The organism is Mesorhizobium sp. M1A.F.Ca.IN.020.04.1.1 (genome assembly GCF_003997315.1).
Lineage (GTDB): Bacteria > Pseudomonadota > Alphaproteobacteria > Rhizobiales > Rhizobiaceae > Mesorhizobium.
In genome coordinates, this window is record NZ_RZSN01000088.1 from 1 (window position 1) to 23,743 (window position 23,743).

The 23,743-nt window shown below is 65.0% G+C and carries 23 protein-coding genes; 8 read left to right on the plus strand and 15 right to left on the minus strand.

Annotated features, from left to right (window positions below):
- The 4 genes from groEL to EOA49_RS18350 form a co-directional block, all read right to left on the minus strand.
- A partial coding sequence (gene groEL, locus EOA49_RS18335; protein ID WP_127243281.1) for a chaperonin GroEL occupies positions 1-910 on the minus strand: 910 nt, incomplete at its 3' end.
- Positions 911-979: 69 nt separating this feature from the next.
- Complete coding sequence (gene groES / locus EOA49_RS18340) at positions 980-1,276, minus strand: co-chaperone GroES (RefSeq protein ID WP_095801333.1); 297 nt, start codon at positions 1,274-1,276, stop codon at positions 980-982.
- 258 nt (positions 1,277-1,534) lie between these two features.
- Entirely contained in the window at positions 1,535-2,380 is an 846-nt protein-coding gene (locus tag EOA49_RS18345; RefSeq protein ID WP_127242140.1) for a hypothetical protein, read from the minus strand.
- Between the two features lie 314 nt (positions 2,381-2,694).
- A complete protein-coding gene (locus EOA49_RS18350) occupies positions 2,695-3,489 on the minus strand; it encodes a methyltransferase domain-containing protein (RefSeq protein WP_127242139.1) in 795 nt (264 codons plus the stop codon).
- Positions 3,490-3,562: 73 nt separating this feature from the next.
- On the opposite strand from EOA49_RS18350, the gene EOA49_RS18355 reads away from it, so the two are divergent.
- A complete protein-coding gene (locus tag EOA49_RS18355; RefSeq protein ID WP_127216892.1) occupies positions 3,563-4,414 on the plus strand; it encodes a hypothetical protein in 852 nt (283 codons plus the stop codon).
- On the opposite strand, the gene EOA49_RS18360 is transcribed toward EOA49_RS18355, so the two are convergent.
- Positions 4,411-5,172, minus strand: coding sequence for an SDR family oxidoreductase (locus tag EOA49_RS18360; protein ID WP_067324842.1), 762 nt, complete (start codon positions 5,170-5,172; stop codon positions 4,411-4,413). The genes EOA49_RS18355 and EOA49_RS18360 overlap by 4 nt on opposite strands.
- A gap of 106 nt (positions 5,173-5,278) precedes the next feature.
- On the opposite strand from EOA49_RS18360, the gene EOA49_RS18365 reads away from it, so the two are divergent.
- Positions 5,279-6,178 (plus strand): LysR family transcriptional regulator, encoded by a 900-nt coding sequence (locus EOA49_RS18365; protein WP_067324844.1) that lies wholly within the window; start codon positions 5,279-5,281, stop codon positions 6,176-6,178.
- Positions 6,179-6,382: 204 nt separating this feature from the next.
- On the opposite strand, the gene EOA49_RS18370 is transcribed toward EOA49_RS18365, so the two are convergent.
- Entirely contained in the window at positions 6,383-7,009 is a 627-nt protein-coding gene (locus tag EOA49_RS18370; RefSeq protein ID WP_095824850.1) for a TetR/AcrR family transcriptional regulator, read from the minus strand.
- 111 nt (positions 7,010-7,120) lie between these two features.
- Here EOA49_RS18370 and EOA49_RS18375 point away from each other — a divergent pair, with 111 nt between their 5' ends.
- The 4 genes from EOA49_RS18375 (at position 7,121) to EOA49_RS18390 (ending at position 11,785) form a co-directional block, all read left to right on the plus strand.
- The gene (locus EOA49_RS18375) at positions 7,121-8,305 is read left to right on the plus strand and encodes an MFS transporter (protein ID WP_127241529.1); all 1,185 of its coding nucleotides are present in this window, start codon (positions 7,121-7,123) and stop codon (positions 8,303-8,305) included.
- A gap of 13 nt (positions 8,306-8,318) precedes the next feature.
- The gene (locus tag EOA49_RS18380; protein WP_127241528.1) at positions 8,319-9,599 is read left to right on the plus strand and encodes a D-arabinono-1,4-lactone oxidase; all 1,281 of its coding nucleotides are present in this window, start codon (positions 8,319-8,321) and stop codon (positions 9,597-9,599) included.
- Positions 9,596-10,732: an alanine racemase gene (locus EOA49_RS18385; protein ID WP_127241527.1), complete on the plus strand. Its 1,137-nt coding sequence runs from the start codon at positions 9,596-9,598 to the stop codon at positions 10,730-10,732. Before EOA49_RS18380 ends, EOA49_RS18385 begins: the two co-directional genes overlap by 4 nt.
- A gap of 117 nt (positions 10,733-10,849) precedes the next feature.
- On the plus strand, positions 10,850-11,785 hold the full coding sequence (locus EOA49_RS18390; RefSeq protein ID WP_127241526.1) for a bifunctional helix-turn-helix transcriptional regulator/GNAT family N-acetyltransferase: 936 nt from the start codon (positions 10,850-10,852) through the stop codon (positions 11,783-11,785).
- A gap of 163 nt (positions 11,786-11,948) precedes the next feature.
- Here EOA49_RS18390 and EOA49_RS18400 read toward each other — a convergent pair whose 3' ends face one another.
- Entirely contained in the window at positions 11,949-12,782 is an 834-nt protein-coding gene (locus tag EOA49_RS18400) for an AraC family transcriptional regulator (RefSeq protein ID WP_127241525.1), read from the minus strand.
- Positions 12,783-12,930: 148 nt separating this feature from the next.
- On the opposite strand from EOA49_RS18400, the gene EOA49_RS18405 reads away from it, so the two are divergent.
- Positions 12,931-14,424 carry a winged helix-turn-helix domain-containing protein gene (locus EOA49_RS18405; RefSeq protein WP_067324854.1) on the plus strand — a complete coding sequence of 498 codons (1,494 nt, stop codon included), beginning with the start codon at positions 12,931-12,933 and terminating at the stop codon, positions 14,422-14,424.
- A 112-nt stretch (positions 14,425-14,536) separates the two neighbouring features.
- Here the strand turns inward: EOA49_RS18405 and EOA49_RS18410 are convergent, their stop codons facing one another.
- From EOA49_RS18410 to EOA49_RS18430, 5 genes are all read right to left on the minus strand, one after another.
- The gene (locus tag EOA49_RS18410; RefSeq protein WP_127242041.1) at positions 14,537-14,869 is read right to left on the minus strand and encodes a hypothetical protein; all 333 of its coding nucleotides are present in this window, start codon (positions 14,867-14,869) and stop codon (positions 14,537-14,539) included.
- Positions 14,870-14,899: 30 nt separating this feature from the next.
- Entirely contained in the window at positions 14,900-15,313 is a 414-nt protein-coding gene (locus EOA49_RS18415; RefSeq protein ID WP_067324856.1) for a hypothetical protein, read from the minus strand.
- Between the two features lie 76 nt (positions 15,314-15,389).
- The gene (locus EOA49_RS18420) at positions 15,390-18,494 is read right to left on the minus strand and encodes an efflux RND transporter permease subunit (RefSeq protein ID WP_095801149.1); all 3,105 of its coding nucleotides are present in this window, start codon (positions 18,492-18,494) and stop codon (positions 15,390-15,392) included.
- A gap of 118 nt (positions 18,495-18,612) precedes the next feature.
- Positions 18,613-20,193, minus strand: a complete 1,581-nt coding sequence (locus tag EOA49_RS18425; protein ID WP_164746711.1) for an FAD-dependent monooxygenase — start codon at positions 20,191-20,193, stop codon at positions 18,613-18,615.
- 2 nt (positions 20,194-20,195) lie between these two features.
- The gene (locus tag EOA49_RS18430) at positions 20,196-21,332 is read right to left on the minus strand and encodes an efflux RND transporter periplasmic adaptor subunit (RefSeq protein WP_245460715.1); all 1,137 of its coding nucleotides are present in this window, start codon (positions 21,330-21,332) and stop codon (positions 20,196-20,198) included.
- A 9-nt stretch (positions 21,333-21,341) separates the two neighbouring features.
- Here EOA49_RS18430 and EOA49_RS18435 point away from each other — a divergent pair, with 9 nt between their 5' ends.
- Entirely contained in the window at positions 21,342-21,569 is a 228-nt protein-coding gene (locus EOA49_RS18435; RefSeq protein WP_127240133.1) for a hypothetical protein, read from the plus strand.
- Here EOA49_RS18435 and EOA49_RS18440 read toward each other — a convergent pair.
- The 3 genes from EOA49_RS18440 to EOA49_RS18450 are packed head-to-tail and all read right to left on the minus strand — an operon-like array spanning position 21,551 to position 23,585.
- On the minus strand, positions 21,551-22,486 hold the full coding sequence (locus EOA49_RS18440) for a phosphatidate cytidylyltransferase (RefSeq protein WP_066996678.1): 936 nt from the start codon (positions 22,484-22,486) through the stop codon (positions 21,551-21,553). The two genes, EOA49_RS18435 and EOA49_RS18440, sit on opposite strands and share 19 nt — an antisense overlap.
- Positions 22,486-23,145, minus strand: coding sequence for a lysophospholipid acyltransferase family protein (locus tag EOA49_RS18445; RefSeq protein WP_127240134.1), 660 nt, complete (start codon positions 23,143-23,145; stop codon positions 22,486-22,488). Before EOA49_RS18445 ends, EOA49_RS18440 begins: the two co-directional genes overlap by 1 nt.
- Positions 23,142-23,585: a hypothetical protein gene (locus EOA49_RS18450; RefSeq protein ID WP_127240135.1), complete on the minus strand. Its 444-nt coding sequence runs from the start codon at positions 23,583-23,585 to the stop codon at positions 23,142-23,144. The genes EOA49_RS18445 and EOA49_RS18450 overlap by 4 nt, the downstream gene beginning before the upstream one ends.
- Positions 23,586-23,743 lie beyond the last annotated feature (158 nt).

Genomic DNA, 23,743 nt, shown 5'->3' on the forward strand with positions numbered 1-23,743 from the left:
CTTCCGAGATGACCTGGCCACCGGTCAGGATGGCGATGTCTTCCAGCATGGCCTTGCGGCGGTCGCCGAAGCCCGGAGCCTTGACGGCGGCGATCTTCAGGCCGCCGCGCAGCTTGTTGACGACCAGCGTGGCCAGAGCCTCGCCTTCGACGTCTTCCGAGATGATGAGCAGCGGCTTCGAGGTCTGAACGACGGCTTCCAGGACCGGCAGCATGGCCTGCAGGTTGGAGAGCTTCTTCTCGTGCAGCAGGATGTAGGCGTCTTCCAGATCGGCGACCATCTTGTCGGCGTTGGTGACGAAGTAGGGCGAGAGATAGCCGCGGTCGAACTGCATGCCTTCGACGACTTCCAGCTCGGTCTCGGCGGTCTTGGCTTCCTCGACGGTGATGACGCCTTCGTTGCCGACCTTCTGCATCGCTTCCGCGATCATCTTGCCGACCGACTCGTCGCCATTGGCCGAGATCGTGCCGACCTGGGCGACTTCCTCGGAGGTCTTGATCTTCTTGGCAGCCTTGCCGAGAGCGGTAACGACTTCGGTGACGGCGAGGTCGATGCCGCGCTTCAGATCCATCGGGTTCATGCCGGCGGCAACGGCCTTGTTGCCTTCCTGGACGATGGCCTGGGCGAGAACGGTCGCGGTGGTCGTGCCGTCGCCGGCGATGTCGTTGGTCTTCGAGGCGACCTCGCGCACCATCTGCGCGCCCATGTTCTCGAACTTGTCCTCAAGCTCGATCTCCTTGGCGACGGTGACGCCGTCCTTGGTGATGCGCGGGGCGCCGAACGACTTGTCGATGACGACGTTGCGGCCCTTCGGACCGAGGGTGACCTTCACCGCGTCGGCGAGGATGTTGACGCCGCGCAGCATGCGCTCGCGGGCATCACGGGAAAACTTTACGTCTTTTGCAGCCATTGTAAGCTCCTGGCAGGGGTTCGGGTCGAACCCGCAGATTCAAGATTCAGTTGACGGTGAGGCCGATGATCAGCCGATGATGCCCATGATGTCGGATTCCTTCATGATCAGAAGGTCCTCGCCATTGAGCTTGACTTCGGTGCCCGACCACTTGCCGAACAGCACACGGTCGCCGGCCTTGACGTCCAGCGGCACGAGCTTGCCGGCTTCGTCGCGAGCGCCGGAGCCGACGGCGATGATCTCGCCTTCCTGCGGCTTCTCCTTCGCCGTATCCGGGATGATAATCCCGCCGGCGGTCTTGGATTCGGATTCGACCCGGCGAACGACCACGCGGTCATGAAGCGGGCGGAACTTGGACTTTGCCATGTTGTCTTCCTCGAATGAGAACGGTGAGAACTGTTCCTCCATCCGGCGAGGCCGGATATAAGTTAGCACTCACCTAAGGCGAGTGCTAACGTGGCGCTGAGATAGGCTGATGGCATGCGAGAGTCAAGGCGCGCGGGGAGGGGCAATGGCGCAAAATTTTTTCCATGTACCGACGTGGTTCTGAAACACAGTGGTTGCCCCACGACCACTTGGCAGAAATTGCTCGTGAGTTCGATGGGACGGCCGGGCATCGGCTGCTTAATATCCAAGCCGCAAGCCGATCTCCTGAGTTTCAAGATCGACGAGCAAGCCGTTTCTTTCAAAATACCGGATACCGACGATATTATGTTCAAGGCCAGGGACAATTTCCACCTCAGGCTTGTAGGTGGTTGTAAAATTCCAATCGTCCTGGCCTTCGGTTTTCACCACCACCTTGGTGCCGACATTCAATGATGCATACGGTTTGGATGTATCGGTTGGGACCATTATGGTTGAGTTGCCGGTGTCGTACAGCGTCGGCCGACAAACCGGCTCAGAGCCCCATGAGAGACAGGAGTCAAGAGTGGGGAAATTGTATCGCGGGCTGGCCTGTTTCCATTTTTGTATCTTGAAATTCTTCTTCACGTCATCTGGGATGCCGACGTGGAGGGCTTCTACCTGTGGGCAGTTGCCGGCCTCATTTGTGCAGGCTTTCCACTTACTGCCGATCACAGAAAGGTAGTAACCTCTATGCAGGCCGGGTCCCACGCTCACTGCGTCCATTGGCGATTTGATCATCTGATGTGGCCCGTCGCCCCCAATGGGCGAGATGCCAAAGATGCCTTTTGGCCAAAGCGGGCCGCCGACAACTTCACCTGTGTCGCGCCTGACTTTCTTGTAGCGGATTAGGAACGATATTCGCCTGTCCGTGGAGGCCAGCGCGCTTGACGAACCAAAAGTCACACGCGCCGAAGCGATATTTCCATACTCATCGTAGGTGCCATAGTGCATGACCACTTTTTGGGTCGTGACAATTATACCGTCCAATTCCAGGGTTTTCGCAACCTTGATACCGTTCTCGGAGCATAATCCGGCGGGGAGCGTCGAACGACAATCGATCGTCATTCCGCTTGAGCCGGTATCCAGCAAAAGAGGCTGATTGATTTCCGGTTTCCGAGAGAGAGAATTCTCACATAGAGCATACGAATATTCTTAGGGTTCCCCGGATACTCAAGTTTTATCAAGGGAATGGTTGCGGGAGTGCCATCGGCTCCGGCAGGAGAGGACGGATAGAGGAGTGCGCACAACAGGATCGACAGCAATGCCGCAAGTATCTTCATGCCCGAGCCCATCTTTTTGGCCGATAGATTTCGACGTGGCGAAGATGAATTATTGCAGGGCGCTTTGCAATTTTTGCGTCACAGCTCTGCCTGTAGATTTCAGCGGTTAGGTGGCCCCAGCACCAGCAGCGGACACCGCTCGGCGAGCCCGTAGCTTCCGGTCGAGGCCAATCGGACGGCTTTGAAGAAGACCTCGGCTTCCTTGATCAAGACGGCCGCCGGCGCAAAACTATAGACGGCGGACGAGTTCCGGTAGACGTCTATGGTTCCGATGACCGGTAGTTCCCATCCGGTTCGGGCCGACAGCTCCTCGCGGTCGGGAAACACCCATTCGAAGTGTTCGAGGATGGCTTTGACCGGGATCGTGTAATCCGGCGCGTCGCCGATCGCGGTCATGGCCACGCGCCATTTGAGCTCATGGAAAGTCGAGACGCCGCCGCTTAGTGCCAGAGCGCGGACATCCTTCGGGTCGTCCGGCGTTGCGGGAGAGGCGTAAAGCCTGATGCCGGCGCGGCCGTCGGACTTGAGCGCGCGCGCGATCGACGCAAATAGGGTGCGCCTGAGGCCGGCGGCGCCGATGACCGAGAGACATCCGTCGCCGATCAGCGCCTCGACGCTTGCATCGGCGAACGGCAGATCGAACCAGTCGCCCTGCACCGCCTTGCGCGTATCGGTGTCGCCCGGCCAGATGCCGGCAATCATGTCCGAAGACTCGTCGACCGCCGTCATCGTGGCGCCGAGCCCGGCGAGCTCGGGTGTCACGCCGAGCATCACGACATCCGACGGGGCAAGGCCGAGCTCGCGATCGTAGGTTTCGATAACCTCCGCCGGCGGCCGCAGGGGTGAGCCGAGCAACTGCCAATGTTTGCGAATTGCATTCCAATGCTCGGTCATGCAAACCCCAGCCCGGTAGCGCGTTGTATCCGATCGAATAGTGGACGACGCTTGATAGGCCAAGTGGGGAACAATGGCACGCATCGCCGTCATCACGCATGAGTTCGACCGCTTCCAAAGCCGGCGCGGGCTGCTATGGCGCCGGGACAGCCCGTACATGCTCTTCGATCTGCTGGAGGAACTGAAGCGCCGCGGCCATTCGGTGCAGGTCCTCAGCGGCACGTCGGCGAAGCCGGCCGCCGATATCGCGGTGCTGCATGTCGATGCGACCGTAACGTCGCCCGATTATGTCGAGTATGCCCGCGCCTTTCGCTTCTGCCTCAATCTCGGCGCCGCCGACATTTCCAAGCGCCGCATCAGCGGAGCCGTCGTCGGCAAGGACGACGGCTGGAAGGGGCAGGTTATCGTCAAGAGCAGCCTCAACCATCGGGGAACGCCGGAACAGCAACTGAATCGGCGCGCGCGGCGCGCCGGCAAGCCGATGCCCTTCCCCGGCGTCGAATCTTTCGACCAATACCAGATCCATGCCTCGCTCGCCGACGTTCCGGCCGAGCTGTTCGGACGCGAGGACCTCATTGTGGAAAAATTCATTCCCGAGCCTGAGCCGGATGGCTTTGCCGCCCGTTTCTGGCTGTTCTGCGGCGAGCGCGAGCGCTGCACACGCCACGTCTCGCCGCAGAGCCTGGTCAAGGGCGACGACACGATCCGTCGCGAGGCGGTTCCCGTACCGGACGAGCTTCGCGCGCTAAGGCGCAAGCTGGGCTTCGACTACGGAAAGTTCGATTTCGTCATGCATGAGGGCAGGGCGGTGCTGCTCGATGCCAACAAAACGCCTGGACGGGCCCGCAATTTGTCGAGCTTCATCGCCGCCGGCAATGCCAATCTTGCCGACGGCTTCGAAGGGTTGATCCGCCAACACGCTTAGATATTCATGCCGCCCGAGACCTCGATGCGCTGGGCGTTGACCCAGCGATTGTCCTCCGACAGCAGCGAGGCGATCATCGGCCCGATATCGTCGGCGACGCCGGCGCGGCCGAGCGCCGTCATGCCAGCCACGACGCGGTTGATCTCGGCGTCGTCGCGCACATGGCCGCCGTTGAAGTCGGTGGCGATGGCGCCGGGCGCCACGGTGTTGGCGGTGATCCGGCGCTGGCTGAGCTCCTTGGCGAGGTAGCGCGTGAACACCTCGATGCCGCCCTTCATCATCGCATAGGCGGCCGAGCCCGGAACCGAGAAGCGCGCCAGCCCGCTCGACACGTTGACGATGCGGCCGCCATCGTTGATCAGCGGCAGCAGCGCCTGGGTTAGGAAGAACACGCCTTTGAGATGGATGTTCATCAGCGTGTCGAATTCCTCTTCCGTGGTCTCGGCGATCGGCTTGCGCAGGCCGGTCCCGGCATTGTTGACGAGATAATCGAAGCGGTCGCGCTGCCAGGTTCCCTGAAGCGTCTTTCTCAATGCCGCGACGAAAGCCGGGAAGGTGGCAACGTCGCCGGCGTCGAGCTCGAGCGCGGCGGCGCGGCCGCCTGCGGCCTCGATCTCGGCGATCGCCGCCTTCGCCTCGTCGGCGCGCGAGCGGTAGGTGAGGATGACGTCGACGCCCTTGCGGGCGAGGTTGAGCGCTGTGTTGCGGCCGAGGCCGCGGCTGCCGCCGGTGATGAGGGCAATGGCGCGAGTGGTCATGGTGAAAATCTCCGTCTTGGCGATGGTGATCCATATACTCGCGCGAATGACCGATATAATCCGGCATGGATTGCCAACTCTATTCAAGATTTGCGAACAATCCGCGATGGACAGGTTCGACAGCATGCGGCTCTTCACCCGCGTCGTGGAACGGCGCAGCTTCACGGCGGCCGCTGCCGATCTCGGCCTGCCGCGCTCCAGCGCCACCGCCGCGATTAAGCAGTTGGAGGAGCGGTTGGGCGTGCAGCTGCTGCGTCGCACCACGCGCCACGTGACCACCACGCTCGACGGTGAAGCCTATTACCAGCGTTGCATCGGCATCCTCGCCGACATCGAGGATGCCGAGGGCGGCTTCGGCGCGCATGAGGTGCGTGGGCGCCTCAGCGTCGACGTCAACGGCCATATGGCGCGCACCTTCCTGCTGCCGGAACTGCCGGCGCTGCTCGCCCGATATCCGGGCCTGACCGTGCATATCGGCGAAGGCGACCGCCTCGTCGACCTCGTGCGTGAAGGCGTCGATTGCGTCATCCGGGCCGGCACGCTTCCCGACAGCGACATGATCGTGCGGCGTCTCGGCATCGCGCGCGAAATCACCGTGGCCAGCCCCGCCTATCTCGAACGCCACGGCGTGCCGCGCACGCCGGACGACTTGGCTGGGCACATGATGATCGGCTTCGTGTCGTCGCGCACGAGGCAGGTGATGCCGCTGGAATTCACCGTCGACGGCATGGTTCGCGAGATCGTCCTGCCGTCGCGGGTCACGGTCGCCAATTCGGACACGAGTGCTGCGCTGGTCCGGCTGGGCTTCGGGCTGTTCCAGGCGCCAAGGCTCCGATATGCGGACGACCTCGAGGCAGGCCGGCTGGTCGAAGTGCTTCCCGATTTTCCGCCGACGCCCACGCCGATCTCGGTGCTCTATCCGCCGAGCCGGCAGTTGTCGCCACGGGTCAGGGTGTTTGTCGATTGGCTGGTGGAGATCCTGGGGCCGAAGCTGGATGCTGGGTAAGTTGGCAATCGCGGAGGGGATCGTATCCAGCGGTCGTCATCCTAGGGCGGAGCAAGGAGCGAAGCGACGCGCGCAGACCCTAGGATCCATGCCGTGACGCTAAGGCGTTGCAAGGATTGCAGAATTCTCCGCCGTTGCGCTCTATGACGGAGTCGCGGCATGGATCCTCGGGTCAAGCCCGAGGATGACCACCGTTAGGCATGCCTACAAAAACAGCCGCAACTGCGCGTGGATGATCGACCGGTAATCCTCGATCGTGCGCCGGCCTTCCGCCTCGTCCTGCGTCAGCGCTAGCCGCACGACGCCGCCGGCGAGCTGAAAGATCAGGAACACCACGCGCCCGAACGCCTCGCGCTGCTTAGGCTTCAGCATCGGCGCCACACGGTCGCAGAACATCTTCGCCTGATGCCGCGTCTCGGCGATGTCGAGATGCTGCAGCGCCTTGTCGGCCTGGATCGCGTTCTGCAGATCCTGGATCGCCGGATCCGCCGCGACACGGCCGTAGTAATCGTCGAGCAGCCGATCGGCTGCAGCGGTCACGTCATCCACTCCCCGGATATCGGCGATGATCGCGCCGAAGCGAGCCCGGCTCTCCTCCGAGAAACGCTCGTAGAGCATCGCCAAGATCGCCGACTTGCTTGGAAAATAATGATAGACCGTGGCGATCGGCCCGCCCGCCAGCGCGCCGACTTCCTTCATCGTGACCGCGTCTATGCCCTTCTCGCCGATCAGCCGCATGGTCGTAGCGAGGATCGCGTCGATGCGCTCGCGGCTGCGCTCCTGCTTGGGCCTGCGTCTGGGTTCCGTCGCCGTTTGCCTAGTTTGCCTCATCTCGCGCGGGCAGTCGTTGATTCTCGGTTGACAGGAAACTGATCAAGTATCAGTTTCGTGAATGCTGACAACTTGTCAGCTTTTTCACCGGGCTGCAAGGGAGGGCGCCTCGTGACTGCAACCGATGCCGCGCATGCGGAAAATGGCGACTGGCTGGTCGGCAACCCGACCGGCCTGCAACTCGCCGCGGCGCTCTGGATCGGCTCGGTCGGCCTGCTCATCCTGGGCTTGCAGCCGGTGCTGCTCGGCGCGCTCTACAGCGAAGGTCATGTCACCGGTGACGAGCTGGCGCTGGTCGCCACCGCCGAGATGATCGCGATCGCCATCGGCTCGGCGATCGTGGCGATGCTCCTCCCGGCGCGCAACATGCGCTGGAAGAGCGCCGCGCTTTTGGTGCTGCTGGCGCTCGCCAATTTCTGGACCGCCTATGCGATGAGTTCCAATGCGCTGATCGGGGCGCGCACGCTCGCCGGGCTTGCTGAGGGTGGCTTGGTCGCCGTGGCGACCGAATTGATCGCCCGCTCGCGCCGGGCCGAGCGCATCGGCGGCTATTTCGTCACGCTGCAGACCTTGGCGCAATGCGCGCTGGCGCTGCTGCTCGCGCTTTATGCGGTGCCTGCCGCGGGCGCGGCCGGCGGCTTCGTCGCGCTTGGCGTTGTCTGCCTGTTGTCGCTCGTCGTCGCGTGGATCGTGCCGGACGACTACGCCGACCTGCCGAAGGACGAGCATTTTGCCAATGTGCTCACCTTGCCGGCGATCACGGCGCTGCTGTCGATCTTCTGCTACTTCATGTTCTTCGGCGCCGTCTGGGCATTTCTGGAGCCGCTCGGCGCCGAGTTCGGCATAGACGGCCGCACCGTCGGCCTGATGGTCTCGGCAAGCCTCGCCGCGCAGGTCATGGGCGCCATGACCGCCACCGTCTTCGAAGCGCGCATCGACTACCGCTTCGCCATCACCGTCATCGGCGCCATCGCGACGATCAGCTCGGTGCTGCTCGCTTCCGGCCCTGGGCTTTTGGTCTTCTGGTCGGTGGCGATGGTGATGGGCTTCATCCTGCTCTTCATCGTGCCCTACCAGATCCGGCTGGCGATCGCCGCCGACGAGACGCGCAACGCGGTACTGCTTGTGCCGGCGGCGCAGCTCTTCGGCCTCGCCATCGGCCCGGTGGCCGCCTCGCTGCTGATCGACGGCCAAAATTTCCGGCCGGTGCCGGAATTCGCCGCGGCAAGCGCGTTGGCCAGCGTGGCGCTGCTCGGCGTCTTCGTGTTGGTTGCGCGCCGCCGCGTTCCAGCCTGAGCGGGAGGTGACGATGGCAAGCGCCTGGAGCAACTGGTCGGGTTTCGTGAACGCCGCGCCGAAGCTGATCGCCACGCCAGCCGATGTCGGCGAACTGGCCGATCTGGTGCGTTCCGCGCCCGGTCCGCTGCGCGTCGCCGGCGCCGGCCATTCCTTCACGCCGCTGGTGCAGTCCGACGGCACCATCATCTCGCTGGCGAAGATCGAGGGGCTGGTTTCGCATGACGCCGCAGCCAATCGGGCACGCCTGAGGGCGGGGACAAGGCTTGGCGCACTGATGCACATCCTGCAGGACATAGGCCAGGGCCTGCCCAATATGGGCGACATCGACAAGCAAGCGATCGGCGGCGCGCTGGGCACCGCGACGCACGGTTCCGGCCCGACGCTCGGCGCCTATCATACGCAGCTCGAGACGGTGCAGTTCGTCGACGGGCAAGGCAAGCTGCGCGAATACAGCCGGGCGGGCGACCAGGATATGATCCATGCCACCGGCGTCGCGCTCGGCGCTTTCGGCGTGCTCACCGAAGTGACGATGAACAACATCCCGACCTACCGGCTGCGGCGCCGCAAATGGGTGTTACCGATCGGCGAAATGCTGCGCGACTTCGAGACGATGATGGGCGCACACCGTTCGGCAGAGTTCTATTACATCCCGTTTTCCGGCTATGCGCAGTTCATCGCCAGCGATCTCAGCGACGCAACGCCGACGTCGCGGCCGACCGAGGATGACGAGGAGGGCCTGGCGACGTTGCGCAAGCTGCGCACCGTGCTGCGCCGGCTGCCGGCGCTCCGGCGGGCGCTGATCAAGGGTGCGGTCAAGAAGGTGCCGGCCGAGGATTATGTGCAGGACTGGCTCAACGTCTACGCCAGCGACCGTCGCACCAAATTCAACGAGATGGAGTACCACCTGCCTTACGGGGACGGTCCCCGGGCGCTGGCCGAGATCATCGCGCTGACCGAAAAGCACTTCCCGGAAGTCTATTTCCCGATGGAAGTGCGTTCGGTGGCCCCGGACGAATTCTGGCTCTCGCCCTTCCACCAGAGGCTGACCTGCTCGATCGCCATCCATCACGACGCGGCGAACGATCCGCTGCCCTTCATGCGCGCGGCCGAGCCGATCTTCCGCAAATATGGCGGGCGGCCGCATTGGGGGAAGATGCACAGCTTGACGGCGGCGGATTTCAAGAAACTCTATCCGCGCTGGGACGACGCAATGGCGGTGCGCCGCGACATCGATCCCGAGAACCGCTTCGTGTCGCCCTATATGGCCGGCCTGTTCGGCATCCAACAATGAGCGCCTATTTCGCCGAGCTGTCGAAGGCGCTCAAGGCCGCCGAAATCTTTCGGCCCTGCCTGGTGCTCGACCGCGACCGGCTGGACGCCAACATCGCGCTGGTGAAGCAGAGGCTGGCGCCGGGTCTTGCCGTGCGGTTGGTCGACAAGTCGCTGCCTTGCCTGCCGCTGCTTTCGCATATCTCCAAGTCGCTCGAAACCGGCCGCTTCATGACCTTCCATCCGCCGGTGACGCAGGCGGTGCTCGACGCCTTTCCCGCGGGCGATCTCCTCTATGGCAAGCCGATGCCGGTAGGTGCGGCGAAAGCGGCGCTGGCTAGAGGCGACGCCGGCGGGTGGTCGCGCGTCTGCTGGCTGATCGACACGCCGGAGCGCCTGTCCGAATACGGTGCGCTCGCCGCAGCGTTCGGTACCCAACTGCGCTTCGCTTTCGAGGTCGATGTCGGTCTGCATCGCGGCGGCTTTTCCGGTCCTGCCGAGATCGGGGCGCTGGCCATACCGAAGGGCCTGCGCTGCGAAGGCATCATGGCCTATGAGGCGCATGCGCCGGAAATTCCCGGGCTGTTCGGCGGCGCGGCCGGCGCGCTGAAAAAGGCCGCGGCGAAGGCTGCCGAGTTCGTCGCGGCCCTCGATGCGGACCAGCGCCGCATCCTCAACATCGGCGGTTCCAAGACGGCGCTGCTGCATGGCGGCGGCGTGGCCAACGAAGTGTCGATCGGCTCGGCCTTCGTGCTGCCCAGCGATTTCGATACGCCCGGCCTCGACGGCTTCCGGCCGGCCGCTCTCATTGCGACGCCGATTCTGAAGGCGCTCGATCCGGTGCTCCCCGGCCCGGCGGCTATCTCCCGCACGCTGCAGGCGCTCGGCCTCTTCCCGAAGAAGGCCTGCTATCTCTATGGCGGCAAGTGGATGGCCGAACCGGTGTTCCCCGCAGGCATGAAGCCGAACGGCCTGATCGGGCTCTCTTCCAACCAGCAATTCATGGGGCTGCCGGCGGGCGCGGAGGTGAAGCCCGGTGACTACGCCTTCCTGCGGCCGACGCAGAGCGAGGCGGTGCTGCAGCATTTCGGCTCGCTCGCGGTGTTTGCCGGTGGGCGCATCGTCGAGTCCTGGCCGGTACTGCCGATGGGGTAACGGGCGCCCCAACTGTCTTCGTCGCGATCCTTCGCGCCCCCTCTGTCCCGTCGGCCTAAATTTATTTGACTAAGTCAACTAATTGGTCGATCCTGTCCGCGACAGGAGGAACTCCCCATGACCATCCACGATCACCCCGGCAACAAGCGCATCGATGCCGTGCGCGCCTTCAACCGCTTCTACACCCGCCAGATCGGCCTGCTCGACGAAGGCCTCCTGAAGAGCCCGTTCTCGCTGACCGAGGCGCGCGTGCTTTACGAGCTTGCCCATCGCGACGGGCTGGTCGCCAGCGACCTGGTGCGCGACCTTGGTCTCGACCCCGGCTATGTCAGCCGGCTGCTGAAAAAATTCGAGGAGCGCGGCCTGGTCGAACGAGCCGCCACGGAGGCCGACGCGCGGCGGTCCTCGATCGCGCTGACGCCCGCGGGCAGGGAGGCGTTCGCGCCGCTCGACCAGGATTCGCACGACCAGGTGCGCGCGCTGCTCGATCGCCTGGCGCCGACCGATCAGGAGCGGCTGGTCAAGGCGATGCGCACGGTGCAGGACCTGCTCGGCGACAAACCCCAACCCAAAGTGCCTTATATCCTGCGGCCGCTGCAGGTCGGCGACATCGGCTGGATCACGCATCGCCAGGGCCTCATCTACGCGCAGGACTATGGCTGGGACGAAACCTATGAGGCGCTGGTTGCCGAGATCCTCGGCGAGTTCGTCAAGAACTTCGTTCCGCAATGGGAGAGCAGCTGGATCGCCGAGCGCGAAGGCGAGGTGGTCGGCTCGGTTTTCGTCATGCGCAAGTCGCCCAAGGTGGCGAAGCTCAGGCTGCTCTATGTCGAGCCGTCGGCGCGCGGCCTCGGCATCGGCCGACGGCTGGTAGACGAGTGCATCGCGTTCTCGCGCGCCAAGGGCTACAAGACGCTGACGCTGTGGACGAACGACATTCTTGGCTCGGCCCGCCGCATCTACCAGGCGGCGGGCTTCAAGCTGGCCGAGGAAGAGCGCCACCATTCCTTCGGCAAGGATTTGGTCGGCCAGACGTGGAATTTGGAACTGTAGCGCCTTTTCCTTCTCCCCTTGTGGGAGAAGGTGGATCGGCGCGCAGCGCCGAGACGGATGAGGGGTGTTCCAGGGAACGCCGGCGTCTCACTCCGCTGGAACACTCCTCATCCATCGCCTTCGGCGAGACCTTCTCCCGCAAGGGGAGAAGGAGGAAGGCGTCTCAACCTTTGATCGGCACCCAGATCTCCAGCCCGCCATTGCCGCTGCGCGGATCGAATTCGGGGCCGTAACGCTCGAAGTCCGGGGCGTCGGCGATCTCATGCCCGGATGCAGGCAGCCACCTGTTCCAGATGGTATTGACCGTGCGTCGGATGGTCGAGATGTGCTCGCGATGCGCAAACACGGCGTATTTCTGCGCCGGCACTCGAACCCGGCAAAAATCCTTCGGCAGATCGGAGAACTCCGACACCTCGACGCCGGCGACATAGTCGAAATTGCCGGCATCGTCGGCATTGGTGCAAACGCCGTAGGCGACGCCGGGCACCTCGCGGGGAATGTTGCCGATATAGGGTCCGAAGCGCTGCCACAGCATTGGGATGCCGGCGCTGGTCTCGCAGCTGTAGCGCTCGCCGAGCCCGGCGATGAGAAACGCCCGGCTGGTCTCGAAGAGCGGCGGCTCGAGCGCGGTGAGAAGCGAACTGTCCATGAGGATGGGCTCCACGAGGTCGAGGTTTTGGGTCGAGCCTCCAGCGCGCACCAGTTCCGGCGTGGTGCCGAACTGGTCGCGGAAGGCCCGCGTGAAAGCCTCATGCGAGCCGTAGGCGGCATCGAGCGCGACCGCCAGGATATCGCTCGCGCCGCCCGCGAGCTTGCGCGCCGCTTCGCTGAGCCGCCGCGCCCGCATATAGCCCATGACCGACCGCCCGGTGGCGGCGCCGAAGGCGCGCGTCACATGGAAGCGCGACACGCCGCTGCTTGCCGCGACATCGTCGAGCGAAATCGCATCCGGCAGATGGCTTTCGACAAACCACAGCGCTTTCTCGGTCGGGTTCATACGGCTCCTCGCATTTGGCGCGGCCACACTAGTCGGCGCTCCGACAGGCAGTTTGATCGAAATTGCGCAGTGAGCAATAATAGCGACGCGCATGCCGGGTCGAGTGGAATCGACTTGGCATTAACGGCACGCGCGAAGGGGTGTCCCGATGACGACGGCGACGGCCGATCAGGTGTTCCGATTTGGCGGGTTCACGCTCGACCTCGCCAAGGGAACGCTGCGCGGCATCAACGAGCCGCTGTTCCTGCGGCCGAAAGCCTACGCGCTGCTTTCGCATCTCGCCCGCAATATGGGCCGCGTCGTGCCGAAGTCGGAGCTGATGGATGTCGTCTGGCCCGGCGTCTATGTCACCGAGGATTCGCTCACCCAGTCGGTGCGCGAGATCCGCAAGGTGCTGGGCGAGGACATGGTGCGCACCGTCTCCAAGCGCGGCTATATGCTTGCCGCGGAAGCCGAAGCGGCGCCCGAGATCAGCAGCCAGCCGATCGTGGCGGTGGTGCGCTTCCGCAACGAGAGCGGCGATCCGGCCGACGAGGCGATGGTCGACGGCTTTGCCGAGGATCTCATCAACGGCGTGGCGCGCTTTGGCACCGTGACGGTGCTGGCGCGCAATTCAAGTTTTTCCTTCGCCTCTTTCGGCCGCGCGGAGTGGCCGCAGATCCGCGCTCGCATCGGCGCCGATTATCTGGTGGAGGGCTCGCTGCGCCGCCAGGGCGAGCATGTCGTAGTGGCCGTCAGCCTCGTCGACATCGCGAGCGCCAGCCAGCTCTGGGGCGACCGCTACCAGTCACAGGGCGCCGGCCTGTTCGCGATCGAGCGCGACATCGTCGAGCAGATCGTCAGCCGCCTGGTCACGCGGGTCACCAACGCCGGCCTCGAGCAGGCCTCGCGCAAGCCGGTGACCAGCCTTGCCGCGTACGAGCTCCTGCTGCGCGGCTTCGCGCTGCTGCGCGATCCCGCTCAGACCGACCAACGCGGCGCCGAGGCCTTGTTCGAGGCGGCGATCGCAAAAGATCCGAATTACGGGCTTGCCTATTCTTATCTCGCTTTGGCGCGCTCCCTGGACGGCGAGTTCGGGCGCGCCAGCGATGCTGTCCTGGAAAATGCGCGCGACCTTGCCGACAAAGGGCTGGCCCTGTCGCCCGACCAGCCGACCGGCCACCGCGTGCAGTCGCTGATCCGCCTCTATATGCGCGATCACGAGGCGGCCGAGCATCACATGCGCATCGCCTTGCAGCTCAACCCGTACGACGCCGACAGCATCGAGCAGATGGGCATGCTGCTCACCATGCGCGGCCGGCCGCTCGAAGCGCTGACCTGGCTGGCGCGCGGCATTCGCATCGATCCGCTGCATCCGCACTGGTACCAGTTCGACCGCGCCCTGGCGCTCTACATGATGGGCGAATATCGGCAGGCGGCGGAAGCGCTGGAGCTCGCGACGCGGCCGGCGCCCTGGATCAGGACGAGGCTGGCTGCCTGCTATGCCCAGATGGGCGACAGGGAAAAGGCGCGGCGGCAGATCGCCCTCATCGAGGACGGCCCGTCCTTCTCGCCGCTCGACTATGCGCTGCACGGCGTGCCGTTCGAAAATCCGGCCGATGCCGAGCATCTCTGCGAAGGCGTCAGGCTTGCCCTCGGCTAAATGCATGTCGCCCCGGAAGTGTGCAGCGGTTCTGGGATATCAAAACAAAAACTTAAGCGCGTCGCCCGAATCCGTTTCAGCGCGACGCGCTTTGGGCTGTGCCCGAGCCGCCTCAATCGACGACGACCACGATGTAGCGGCCTTGATAGGGCCGGTAGTAGGTCCGGCCGCAGCGCCAGACGTCGAAGCCGTTGACCTTGGTGCGAACGCAGCCTGCCGGCAGTGTGGCGACCCAGGCGGTGGTGTGCCTCAGCACACGCCATGTCGTGGCGCGCCGGGCGACGCCCGCGGCGCTGTGCGGTGTCCAGGGCGCCCCGATGCGGGCTTCGGCGGTACCGACCAGCGACAGGGCCGGCACGGCCGTGCCGACAATCTCGACGGCGGCGAGGCCGATGGCGAGCAACGCAGCGGCCGAGCGCATTTTCCTAAAAGATTTCACAGGCATTTTCGTTTCTCCTGAGGTTGGTGTTCAGTTCTAGTGGGAGGATGAAGCGGCCAGCCGGGTCGAACCCGTCAGCGCCGCCAGGTGAGCAACCACGAACAGCCAGTGCGCCGCGGTTGTTACGTAGCCGACGACGAGCACGTCGGCGGCGATGAAGAACTGCCAGAACAGAAGGTTGGCCGTTCCGAGCAGCACATGCACGGCAGCCAGCACGGCGTGCCAGTTGCGGGAGTAGGCGATGCGCCAGAGCGTCACGCCGATGATCAGGGCCAGCCCGTGCGCCTCGATGAAGCCGATGCCGGTGCCGGGTGCGTTGTTGAGCAGCACGGCTTCAGCCCCGCGCCCGAAGAACGAGCCGGCAATGTCGGTGGCGAGCCCGCCTGCGGAAGCAAGGACCAGGAAGCCGGCATTCACGCGAACGAGAAGATTTCCAAAGAAGGGTGTCATGATCGTTCCTTTCCGTTTTGGGTGATAAAGGTCGCCACGGCGGCGTTGGCCGCCGTGGCTGCTGGGAGGGCGCCGCTCAGGCCACCAGCGGCTGGGGCTCGGCTGCGGCCGCGGTCGGTTCGGCCGCGGGGGTGCTCTCAGCCGGCGCCTTGATGCCGAACCAGGTGACGTAGAGCGTCGGCAGGAAAACCAGCGTCAGCACGGTCGCCACCAAGAGGCCGCCCATCACCGCATAGGCCATCGGCCCCCAGAACACCGTCGGCGCGATCGGGATCATGCCGAGGATGGCGGCCGCCGCCGTGAGCAGGATCGGCCGCAACCGATGCGTGGTGGCGCTGATCACCGCTGCCCATGGTTCCTCGCCAGCGGCGATGTGCTGGTCGATCTGCGCGATCAGGATCACCGAGTTGCGGATCACCATGCCGATCAGCGACATCACGCCGAGGATCGCGACGAAGCCCATCGGAGCGCCCGACAAGAGCAGCGCGCCGGCGACGCCGATGATCGCAAGCGGAGCGGTGAGCAGCACCAGCACCAGGCGCTGGAAGCTCATCAGCTGCACCATCAGGACGGTGGCCATGATGAACAGCATCAGCGGGAACACCACGAAGATCGAGGCCTGGGCCTTGGCGCTGTCCTCGATCACGCCGCCCTGCTCGACGCTGTAGCGCGCCGGCAGTTCCGCCTTGAAGGCGGCGATGGCGCTCTCCAGCCGCCGCGTGACCAGCGTGGCATTTTCGCCCGGCGCGACATCGGCCTGGACGGTCACGGTCGGCAGCCGGCCGCGGCGCCAGATCAGCGGCGGCTCGGTCTGGTAGGTGAGCTTCGCCACCTGCTCGAGCGGCACCCGCCGTCCGCCGGAGGCGCTGATCGTCAGGCCGCGCAGCGTGTCGATGCTGGCGCGTTCGGTTTCCACCGCGCGGGCAACGATGTCGACGAGGTAGATGTCGTCGCGCATCTGGGTGATCTTCGAGCCGGAGAGCACCGCGTTGATCGTCTCCGACAGCTGCTGCGAGGAGATGCCCAGCGCGCGCGCCCGGTCCTGGTCGACATCGACCTTGATGACCTTGGCCGGCTCGTTCCAGTCGTAGTTGATGTTGCGCACCGAGGCGTCGCTGCCCAGCACCTGCGCGAACTGCTGCGCCAGGCTGCGCGTCTTGTCCGGATCCGGACCGCTGACGCGGAACTTCAGCGGCCAGCCGACCGGCGGGCCGAGCTCCAGCGGCGTGACGCGCGCCATGACGTCGTCGAAGCCGGTCGACAGCTGCTTCTCCAGCCGGTCGATCACCGCCTGGCGCACGGCGTGGCCCTTGGTAACGACCACCGCCTGGGCGAAGAAGTCGTTGGCGAGCTGTGCGTCGAGCGGCAGGTAGAAGCGCACCGCGCCCTGGCCGACATAGAAGCTCCAGTGGTCGATATCTGGATCGGCGGCGAGTAGCTTCTCGACGCGCTCGACCACGGCATCCGTCGACTTGATCGAAGCGGTGCGCGGCAAAGTGAGGTCCAGCATGACCTCGGGCCGGTCGGACTTCGGGAAGAACTCCTGGCCGACGAAACCCATCGCAACGACGGAGAGCGCGAACAGTCCGGCCGTCGCCGACAGCACCAGCCACTTCGCCCGCATCGCCATCTCGAGCAGCGCCTGGAAACCGCGGCCGATGCGCGAGGGCTGATGGCTGCCACCATGACCCTTGATGCGATCGGGCAGCAGGAAGACGCCGGTGAGCGGTGTGAACAGCACCGCGACCACCCAGGAGACGACGAGCGCGATCGCCACTACAGCGAACAGCGAGAAGCAGTATTCCCCGGCGCCGCTCTTGGCGAAGCCGACCGGCACGAAGCCGGCGATCGTCACCAGCGTCCCGGTGAGCATTGGGAAGGCGGTGGAGGTGTAGGCATAGGTGGCGGCCGAGATCTTGTCGTAGCCTTCCTCCATGCGCGAGATCATCATCTCGACCGCGATCATCGCATCGTCGACCAGCAGGCCGAGCGCGATGATCAGCGCGCCGAGCGAGATGCGCTGCAGCGAGATGCCGAAATACTCCATGGTGACGAAGGTGATCGCCAGCACCAGCGGGATGGCGACCGCCACGACGACGCCGGGACGCCAGCCGAGCGCCAGCAGCGAGACGGCGAGCACGATGGCGATCGCCTCGCCGAGGCTCTTGGTGAACTCGCCGACGGATTCTTCCACCACATGCGACTGGTCGGCGACCAGGCCGAGCTCGGCGCCGAGCGGCAGCTCGGCCTGCATCTCATGCATCTTCTCCTTGACGGTCTCGCCCAGCGCCAGCGCGTCGCCGCCCGAAGTCATCGAGATGGCGATGCCGACCGCAGGCTTGCCGTTGAAGCGGAACGTCGGCTGCGGCGGGTCGGAATAGGCGCGCTTGACCTCGGCGACGTCGCCCAGCCGGAAGTAATGGCCGTTGGCGTAGAAGTTGATGGCCTTGAGGCTTTCCTCGGAGGTGAAGCTGCCGGAGACGCGGATGGCGATGCGCTCCGGGCCGGCATCGACCGTGCCGCTCGGCGTCAGCGCGTTCTGTGCCTGCAGCGCCTGCGACAGCGTGCCGACATCGAGGCCGAGCGCCGCCACCTTCTGCGTCGAGAATTCGAGATAGATCTTCTCGTCCTGCTGGCCGATGAGGTCGACCTTGGCGACGTCCTTCACCGTCAGCAGCCCGGCGCGCAGGCTGGTGCCGAGATCCTTCAACTCGCGATGGCTGAGGCTGTCGGAGGTGAGCGCGTAGATCAGCGAATAGGTGTCGCCGAACTCGTCATTGTAGAACGGCCCCTGCACGCCGGACGGCAGCGTCGGCTTGATGTCGTCGAGCTTCTTGCGCACCTGGTACCAGAGCGGCTGCACCTGGTCGGCGGCCACCGTGTCCTTGAGGTTGACGAAGACGACGGATTCGCCGGGCTTGGTGTAGCTCTTGACGTAGTCGAGGTCCGGCAACTCCTCGAGCTTCTTCTCAATGCGATCGGTGATCTGCTCCACCGTGTCGCTGGTGCTGGCGCCCGGCCACATCGTCTTCACCACCATGGTCTTGATGGTGAAGGGCGGGTCCTCTTCGCGGCCGAGGCCGCCATAGGCGTAGAGGCCGGCAAGGGCGGCCGCTATCATCAGGTAGACAATGAAGCTGCGGTGCCGAAGCGCCCATTCGGAAAGATTGAAGCTGGTCATGATGTGGTTCCTTTTCAGGGCGCGCGCAAGCGCGCTCCGCCGGCGCCTGCCGGCTGGCCAAAACAAATGACGGTTTGGGTTCGGTCAGCGCCCGCCGCTTGGCGGGCACTGTCGCAATTCAGGCCAGGCTGTGCATGGTGCCCGGCACACGGTAAGGCGCGCGCTCGGCGGTTCTCGGCCTGATGGCGAGGCCCGCGAGATAGCGCTGAAAGGCGGCTGCCTCCTGGACTGGCGAGGCGAGCGCGACATGGCCGTCCGGCCTCACCAGATAGGCTGCGTCTCGCTGCAGGCCGGCCTTCCCGGCTGCGTCTGTCCAGGCGAACGCATGCACTGCAATTCCTGTCGGTGCGAGCATCGCCCGAAAATCGCAATTGACCTCGCCATAGACATGGACCTGCCAGTCGAGCGAGCGCAGCGGCTCGAAATTGTCGCCGCCCGCGCCCATGACGTTGCCGGCGACATACGGCAGGCGGTCGCCGCCGCTGACCTTGCCCGCCATGCCCGAGCTGATCGGCCCGGCGCGGTACTCGATCGCCGTCTGCGAGATCACGCCGAAGAATGCGCGCGACCCGAACGATGTGTGGAGCCCGATGTTCATGACCTTCGGCATCACGTAACGCCGGAACAGGCCGACCAGTCGCGAGCGGTTGGTGATGAAGCGGAACACCTTGTCGGTGCTTTCGATCAGCTTGTGGGCAAAGGCGATGCGCTCCGGCTCGTAGCTGTCGAGCAGGCGCGGATCGGCACGGCCCTGCACCACGGCGCCTAGCTTCCACGCGAGGTTCACAGCATCGCCCATGCCGGTGTTCATGCCCTGGCCGCCGGCCGGGCTATGGATGTGTCCGGCATCGCCGACGAGGAACACGCGGCCGGCGCGGAAGCGCTCGGCGACGCGATGATGGACGCGATAGGTCGAGAACCAGTTGACCTCCTCGACCGTGACGCCGGTGTCGCGCTCGACATCGGCGCGGATCGCCTCGAAGCTGATCGTCTCGTCGGCCTCATGCGCCTTCGGCACGATGCCAATGAGGCGCAGCGAGCCCGACTGCCGGACCGGCATCACGATGGCGAAGCCATAGGTGCTGATGGTCGTGTCCATGCCATTGCGGGTGACGTTGCCCGTGCCCTTCACGTCGGCGACGTAGAAGGCCTGCTCGTAGGTACCGCCCGGAAAGCCGATGTTCAGCCCATGGCGCACCGTGCTGCGGGCGCCGTCGCAACCGGCAAGATAGGCTGCGCTGACGGTCTCGGTCTTGCCGTTCCGCGAAAGCGTCGCGATGACCGCGTCACCCTTGTCCTGGAAGGCAACGAGCTCCGTACCGCGCTCGACCTCGACGCCGGCGCGTTCCAGATGCGTGATCAGCACGCGTTCATGGATATCCTGCGGCAGCGCGAAGGCGAAGGAGTAGGGGCTGATGCCGCGGCCGAAATCGGAAAGCGGCAGCCGCGCTGCGACGCCGGCCGGCGTATGCAACGTAAGCCGTTCCAGCCGGATGCCCTCGGCAAGGATGTCCTCGACGATGCCGATCTGGCGATGGAACTCCAGCGTGCGCGCCTGGACGGCGAGCGCGCGCGAGGTTTCGCCCGGACCGGTGGCCTTGTCGAAGATGCGGACCGGGACCCCGAGCCTGGTCAGCCAGAGAGCGAGCGTCAGCCCGGTCGGGCCGGCGCCGGCGATCAGGACCTTTGTCTTGGACATGGTCATTTTTCCTCTCCTTCAACGATACGCACTTTTTCGCGTTCCCGCAGCCGGTTCACGCCGGCGGTGACGACCAGATCGCCCTTGGCGAGGCCGCCGCTGACCACGACACGGTCGGTCTCATAGCGGGCAACCGTGACCGGCTTGAGCTCCACCGCCGACGAGGCGGACACGACCCACACGGCCGGCTTGCCGTCCTTGTCGAACAGCGCGCTGCCCGGCAGCACCATGACCGGCGCGCCGCCCATCTCGGCGCGGCCGGAAACACTTGCGCCGAAGCGCATCTCGTTGGGCGCATTCTCGATCGAGACCTTTACCTGGAAGGTGCGGGTCGCGGCGTCGGCCATAGGCGCGATCTCGCGGATGCTGCCGACCGCGGTGATCGCCGGATTGCTGAGCAGCGAGACAGTCACTTTTGGCGGGTGCTTGGTATCGGGTGCGTTGGCGAAGACCGCTTCGGCGATCGAGAACACGGCGTCGCGGCTCTCCGGATCGGCAACCCGCGCCACCATCTGTCCGACATTGACCGACTGGCCGGCTTCGGCACCGGTGGCGGTGACGATGCCGTCGAATTCCGCATGCAGCTCGGTATAGCCGAGTTGGTCCTTGGCCATCTCGAAGGCGATGTTCGCCGACTTGAGCTTGGCCTGCGCCGAACGCAGATTCTTCAGTGTCGCGTCATAATTGGCTCGGGTGGTAAAACCCTTGCCGAGCAGCGCACCGATCCGGGCCTCCGCAGCTTTTGCTTCGACAAGCACGGCCTGTGCCGCCGCGACATCGGCCTCGGCGCTGGCGAGCCGGTTGCGATAGTCCTGGTCTTCGATGCGGGCCAGCACCTCGCCTTTCTTCACCGTCGAACCGATCTCGGCGACACGTTCGAGCAGCTTGCCCGACACGCGGAAGCCGAGGTCGCTTTCTAGCCTCGGCCGGATCTCGCCGATGGCGATGCGGGTATCGGCGCTGAGCATCGGGACGGCCGCGATGGCCTTGACAAGCTTTGTCTCGGCTGCGGCGGGCTTCACGTTCGAGGCCTCGCTTCTGGCGCCGTGCCAGACCATGGCGCCGCCGCAGGCAAGAACGGCGATCGATCCGGCGACAAGGCGGCGCCGCAGCGGCCTGTTATGAAAAAGTGCAATCATGTTGTCTCCATGACCAAGGTTGCGGCCGCGCTGGGAGGATGCGGCGACCGGGAAATCAGTTGGCTGGAGAGGGAGATCGGGCTTTGCGGCCTGTCTTTTCGCCAGCCCGATCTTCTTGGCGCTTCCGGCTCCGGAAATCCCGAACGGTTTCTGAAAATTTTCCGATGTTTGGGTGAGGCGACCTTGGAATTGCGCAGGGGAGACGCCGATGCCGACGCTCAAACCGTCCAGAAATAGCGCACCAGGTGGAAGAAGATCGGCGCGGCGAAGACCAGGCTGTCGGTGCGGTCGAGCATGCCGCCATGGCCCTCGATCAGATGCCCCCAATCCTTCACGCCCTGGTCGCGCTTGATTGCGGAAGCGACCAGCCCGCCGAGGAATCCCATCGTGCAGGCGACGAAGGCGACGGCCGAGGCCTGCAATGGCGAGAACGGCGTGATGAAGGCGAGCAGCGCGCCGAGCAGGCTCGAGGCGACGAGCCCGCCGATCAGCCCCTCCCAGGTCTTCGACGGCGAGACCTTTGGCGAGAAGCGGTGCTTTCCGAACAGCTTGCCGAAGATGTACTGCAGCACGTCGCTGCCCTGCACGACGATGATCAGGAAGGCGACGAGCAGCAGGTTGCGGCCCTCGAAGCCGGGCACGTTCAGCGTCAGCAGCGCAGGGACGTGGCTTACGCAATAGACCGCGATCATGATCGCCCATTGCTGCGCCGAGACGCGCTCCAGGAAGCGCTCGGTATCGCCGTGCAGCGCCGTGATCGCCGGCATCAGCAGGAAGCAGTAGACCGGGATGAAGATCACGAACAGCCCGTACCAGGCCGTCCACACCAGCCAGTACTGGAACGGAATGACGATGCCGAACATGCCGAGCAGAACCCAATGGTCGCTGCGGCGGCTGTGCGTCAAGGTCACGAACTCGCGCAGCGCCGCGAACGAGATCAGCGCGAACAGGATGGTCATGCCGTAGCGGCCGAAGAAGAAGGCGACCGTCATCAGCGCCACCATCACCCACCAGGCATTGATGCGCTGGGTGAGGTTGGTGAGCGTCGCGCTGAGCGGCTTCGGCGCGCGCGCCGACAGCACGGCGGCGGTGGCGCTGGCGGTGGTCAGCACCACGAAAAGGCCGATGATCAGGATGCTGATTTCGTGGCGCATCATTCGTCTCGATCAGGGCGCGGATTGAGCGCCAGAAGTTCGGCCCGGGCGCGTTCGAGGAAGGCGCGGCGTTCCTCGCCCGGCGCCACCGCCACCGGCGCACCGAAGACGACGCGGCAAAGCAGCGGCACCGGCAGGAACTGGCCCTTGGGCAACACGCGCGACATGTTCTCGATCCAGCACGGGATCAGCTCCACTTCCGGCCGCGCCATCGACAGATTGTAGAGCCCGGAGCGGAACGGCAGCAGCTCGTCGCTCATGTTGCGCGTGCCTTCCGGGAAGATGATCAGCGAATGGCCTCGGTCGAGGACGGAAAGCATGACGGAGATCGGGTTCTCGTCCGGCCTCGTCCACTGCCGGCTGATCAGCACGGAGGACAGCATGTCCTCGGCGATGAAGCGGCGCAGCCGCGACTTTCGCCAATATTCGGCGGCGGCGACCGCATGTGTGGTGGCGCGTTCTCTTTCGCTGAAGCAGGCCGACAAAAGGATGAAATCGCCATGGCTGGTGTGGTTGGCGAAATAGATGCGCTGCCGGTCCGATGGCTGGCAGCCGCTCCAGATCGGACGCACGCCGGTCACCGCCCGCGCCAGCGCCGACAGGCCGACCGAGGTCGCCGTCTGCAGCAGCGTGAAGGTCCGGAGCGACAGCTTGTTCATCCCGGCATCCAGAATCCGGCTGTCAGGAACGCGATGATGAAGATCGCGAAGGCGATGCGCTGCCGGGCAAGCAGGCGGCGCGTTCCGGCGATGCGGTCCTCGAGCGGGCGCGGAGACGAGGAGACAGGCTTGAGCCGCATGCGCGCCAGGACGTCGTCGACCGCGGCGCATCCCGAACGCTCATTGTCATGGCTCGCCATCAGCCGGAATAGCAGCGCGTCGAAGGCGAGAAGCGCCGAAAACCCAAGCACCACGACGGCGCTTGCCGCCGCAACCAGCAGCGCCAGCACCGCGATCGGCGCCTGGAGCGCGCCGCGCGCCGAGGCGACCAAAGGCGCGAAGCCGTCGCAGACGAGCACGATCGCGGCCAGCCATGCGGCGTGCTTGATCAGCATGGCGGCAAAGGCGGCTGTCCGCCGCTGGTAGGCCTCGTCCGTCATGCCGGCTCGTCCAGTCCGATCTGAAGATGCACTGGTCGTCCGGACGCGGCGAGCTGCTTGCGCGCGTGGGATGGCGTGTGCGAGCGGCCGCTCGCGACGAGCCATCCGGCGATGACGGTGGCGCTGCGCTGGAAGCCGAGCGCGCAGCAGACCAGCAC

Bases quoted from the DNA above. Each gene is read 5' to 3' on its own strand.
- groES (WP_095801333.1), bottom strand. From the start codon at position 1,276: ATGGCAAAGTCCAAGTTCCGCCCGCTTCATGACCGCGTGGTCGTTCGC.
- EOA49_RS18445 (WP_127240134.1), bottom strand. From the start codon at position 23,145: ATGAACAAGCTGTCGCTCCGGACCTTCACGCTGCTGCAGACGGCGACC.
- EOA49_RS18410 (WP_127242041.1), bottom strand. From the start codon at position 14,869: ATGCCTGTGAAATCTTTTAGGAAAATGCGCTCGGCCGCTGCGTTGCTC.
- EOA49_RS18345 (WP_127242140.1), bottom strand. From the start codon at position 2,380: ATGACGATCGATTGTCGTTCGACGCTCCCCGCCGGATTATGCTCCGAG.
- EOA49_RS18350 (WP_127242139.1), bottom strand. From the start codon at position 3,489: ATGACCGAGCATTGGAATGCAATTCGCAAACATTGGCAGTTGCTCGGC.
- EOA49_RS18415 (WP_067324856.1), bottom strand. From the start codon at position 15,313: ATGACACCCTTCTTTGGAAATCTTCTCGTTCGCGTGAATGCCGGCTTC.
- EOA49_RS18405 (WP_067324854.1), top strand. From the start codon at position 12,931: ATGACGACGGCGACGGCCGATCAGGTGTTCCGATTTGGCGGGTTCACG.
- EOA49_RS18360 (WP_067324842.1), bottom strand. From the start codon at position 5,172: ATGACCACTCGCGCCATTGCCCTCATCACCGGCGGCAGCCGCGGCCTC.
- EOA49_RS18440 (WP_066996678.1), bottom strand. From the start codon at position 22,486: ATGCGCCACGAAATCAGCATCCTGATCATCGGCCTTTTCGTGGTGCTG.
- EOA49_RS18380 (WP_127241528.1), top strand. From the start codon at position 8,319: ATGGCAAGCGCCTGGAGCAACTGGTCGGGTTTCGTGAACGCCGCGCCG.
- EOA49_RS18355 (WP_127216892.1), top strand. From the start codon at position 3,563: ATGGCACGCATCGCCGTCATCACGCATGAGTTCGACCGCTTCCAAAGC.
- EOA49_RS18425 (WP_164746711.1), bottom strand. From the start codon at position 20,193: ATGTCCAAGACAAAGGTCCTGATCGCCGGCGCCGGCCCGACCGGGCTG.
- EOA49_RS18370 (WP_095824850.1), bottom strand. From the start codon at position 7,009: ATGAGGCAAACTAGGCAAACGGCGACGGAACCCAGACGCAGGCCCAAG.
- EOA49_RS18430 (WP_245460715.1), bottom strand. From the start codon at position 21,332: ATGATTGCACTTTTTCATAACAGGCCGCTGCGGCGCCGCCTTGTCGCC.
- EOA49_RS18450 (WP_127240135.1), bottom strand. From the start codon at position 23,585: ATGACGGACGAGGCCTACCAGCGGCGGACAGCCGCCTTTGCCGCCATG.
- EOA49_RS18420 (WP_095801149.1), bottom strand. From the start codon at position 18,494: ATGACCAGCTTCAATCTTTCCGAATGGGCGCTTCGGCACCGCAGCTTC.
- EOA49_RS18385 (WP_127241527.1), top strand. From the start codon at position 9,596: ATGAGCGCCTATTTCGCCGAGCTGTCGAAGGCGCTCAAGGCCGCCGAA.
- EOA49_RS18400 (WP_127241525.1), bottom strand. From the start codon at position 12,782: ATGAACCCGACCGAGAAAGCGCTGTGGTTTGTCGAAAGCCATCTGCCG.
- EOA49_RS18365 (WP_067324844.1), top strand. From the start codon at position 5,279: ATGGACAGGTTCGACAGCATGCGGCTCTTCACCCGCGTCGTGGAACGG.
- EOA49_RS18390 (WP_127241526.1), top strand. From the start codon at position 10,850: ATGACCATCCACGATCACCCCGGCAACAAGCGCATCGATGCCGTGCGC.
- EOA49_RS18435 (WP_127240133.1), top strand. From the start codon at position 21,342: ATGACCAAGGTTGCGGCCGCGCTGGGAGGATGCGGCGACCGGGAAATC.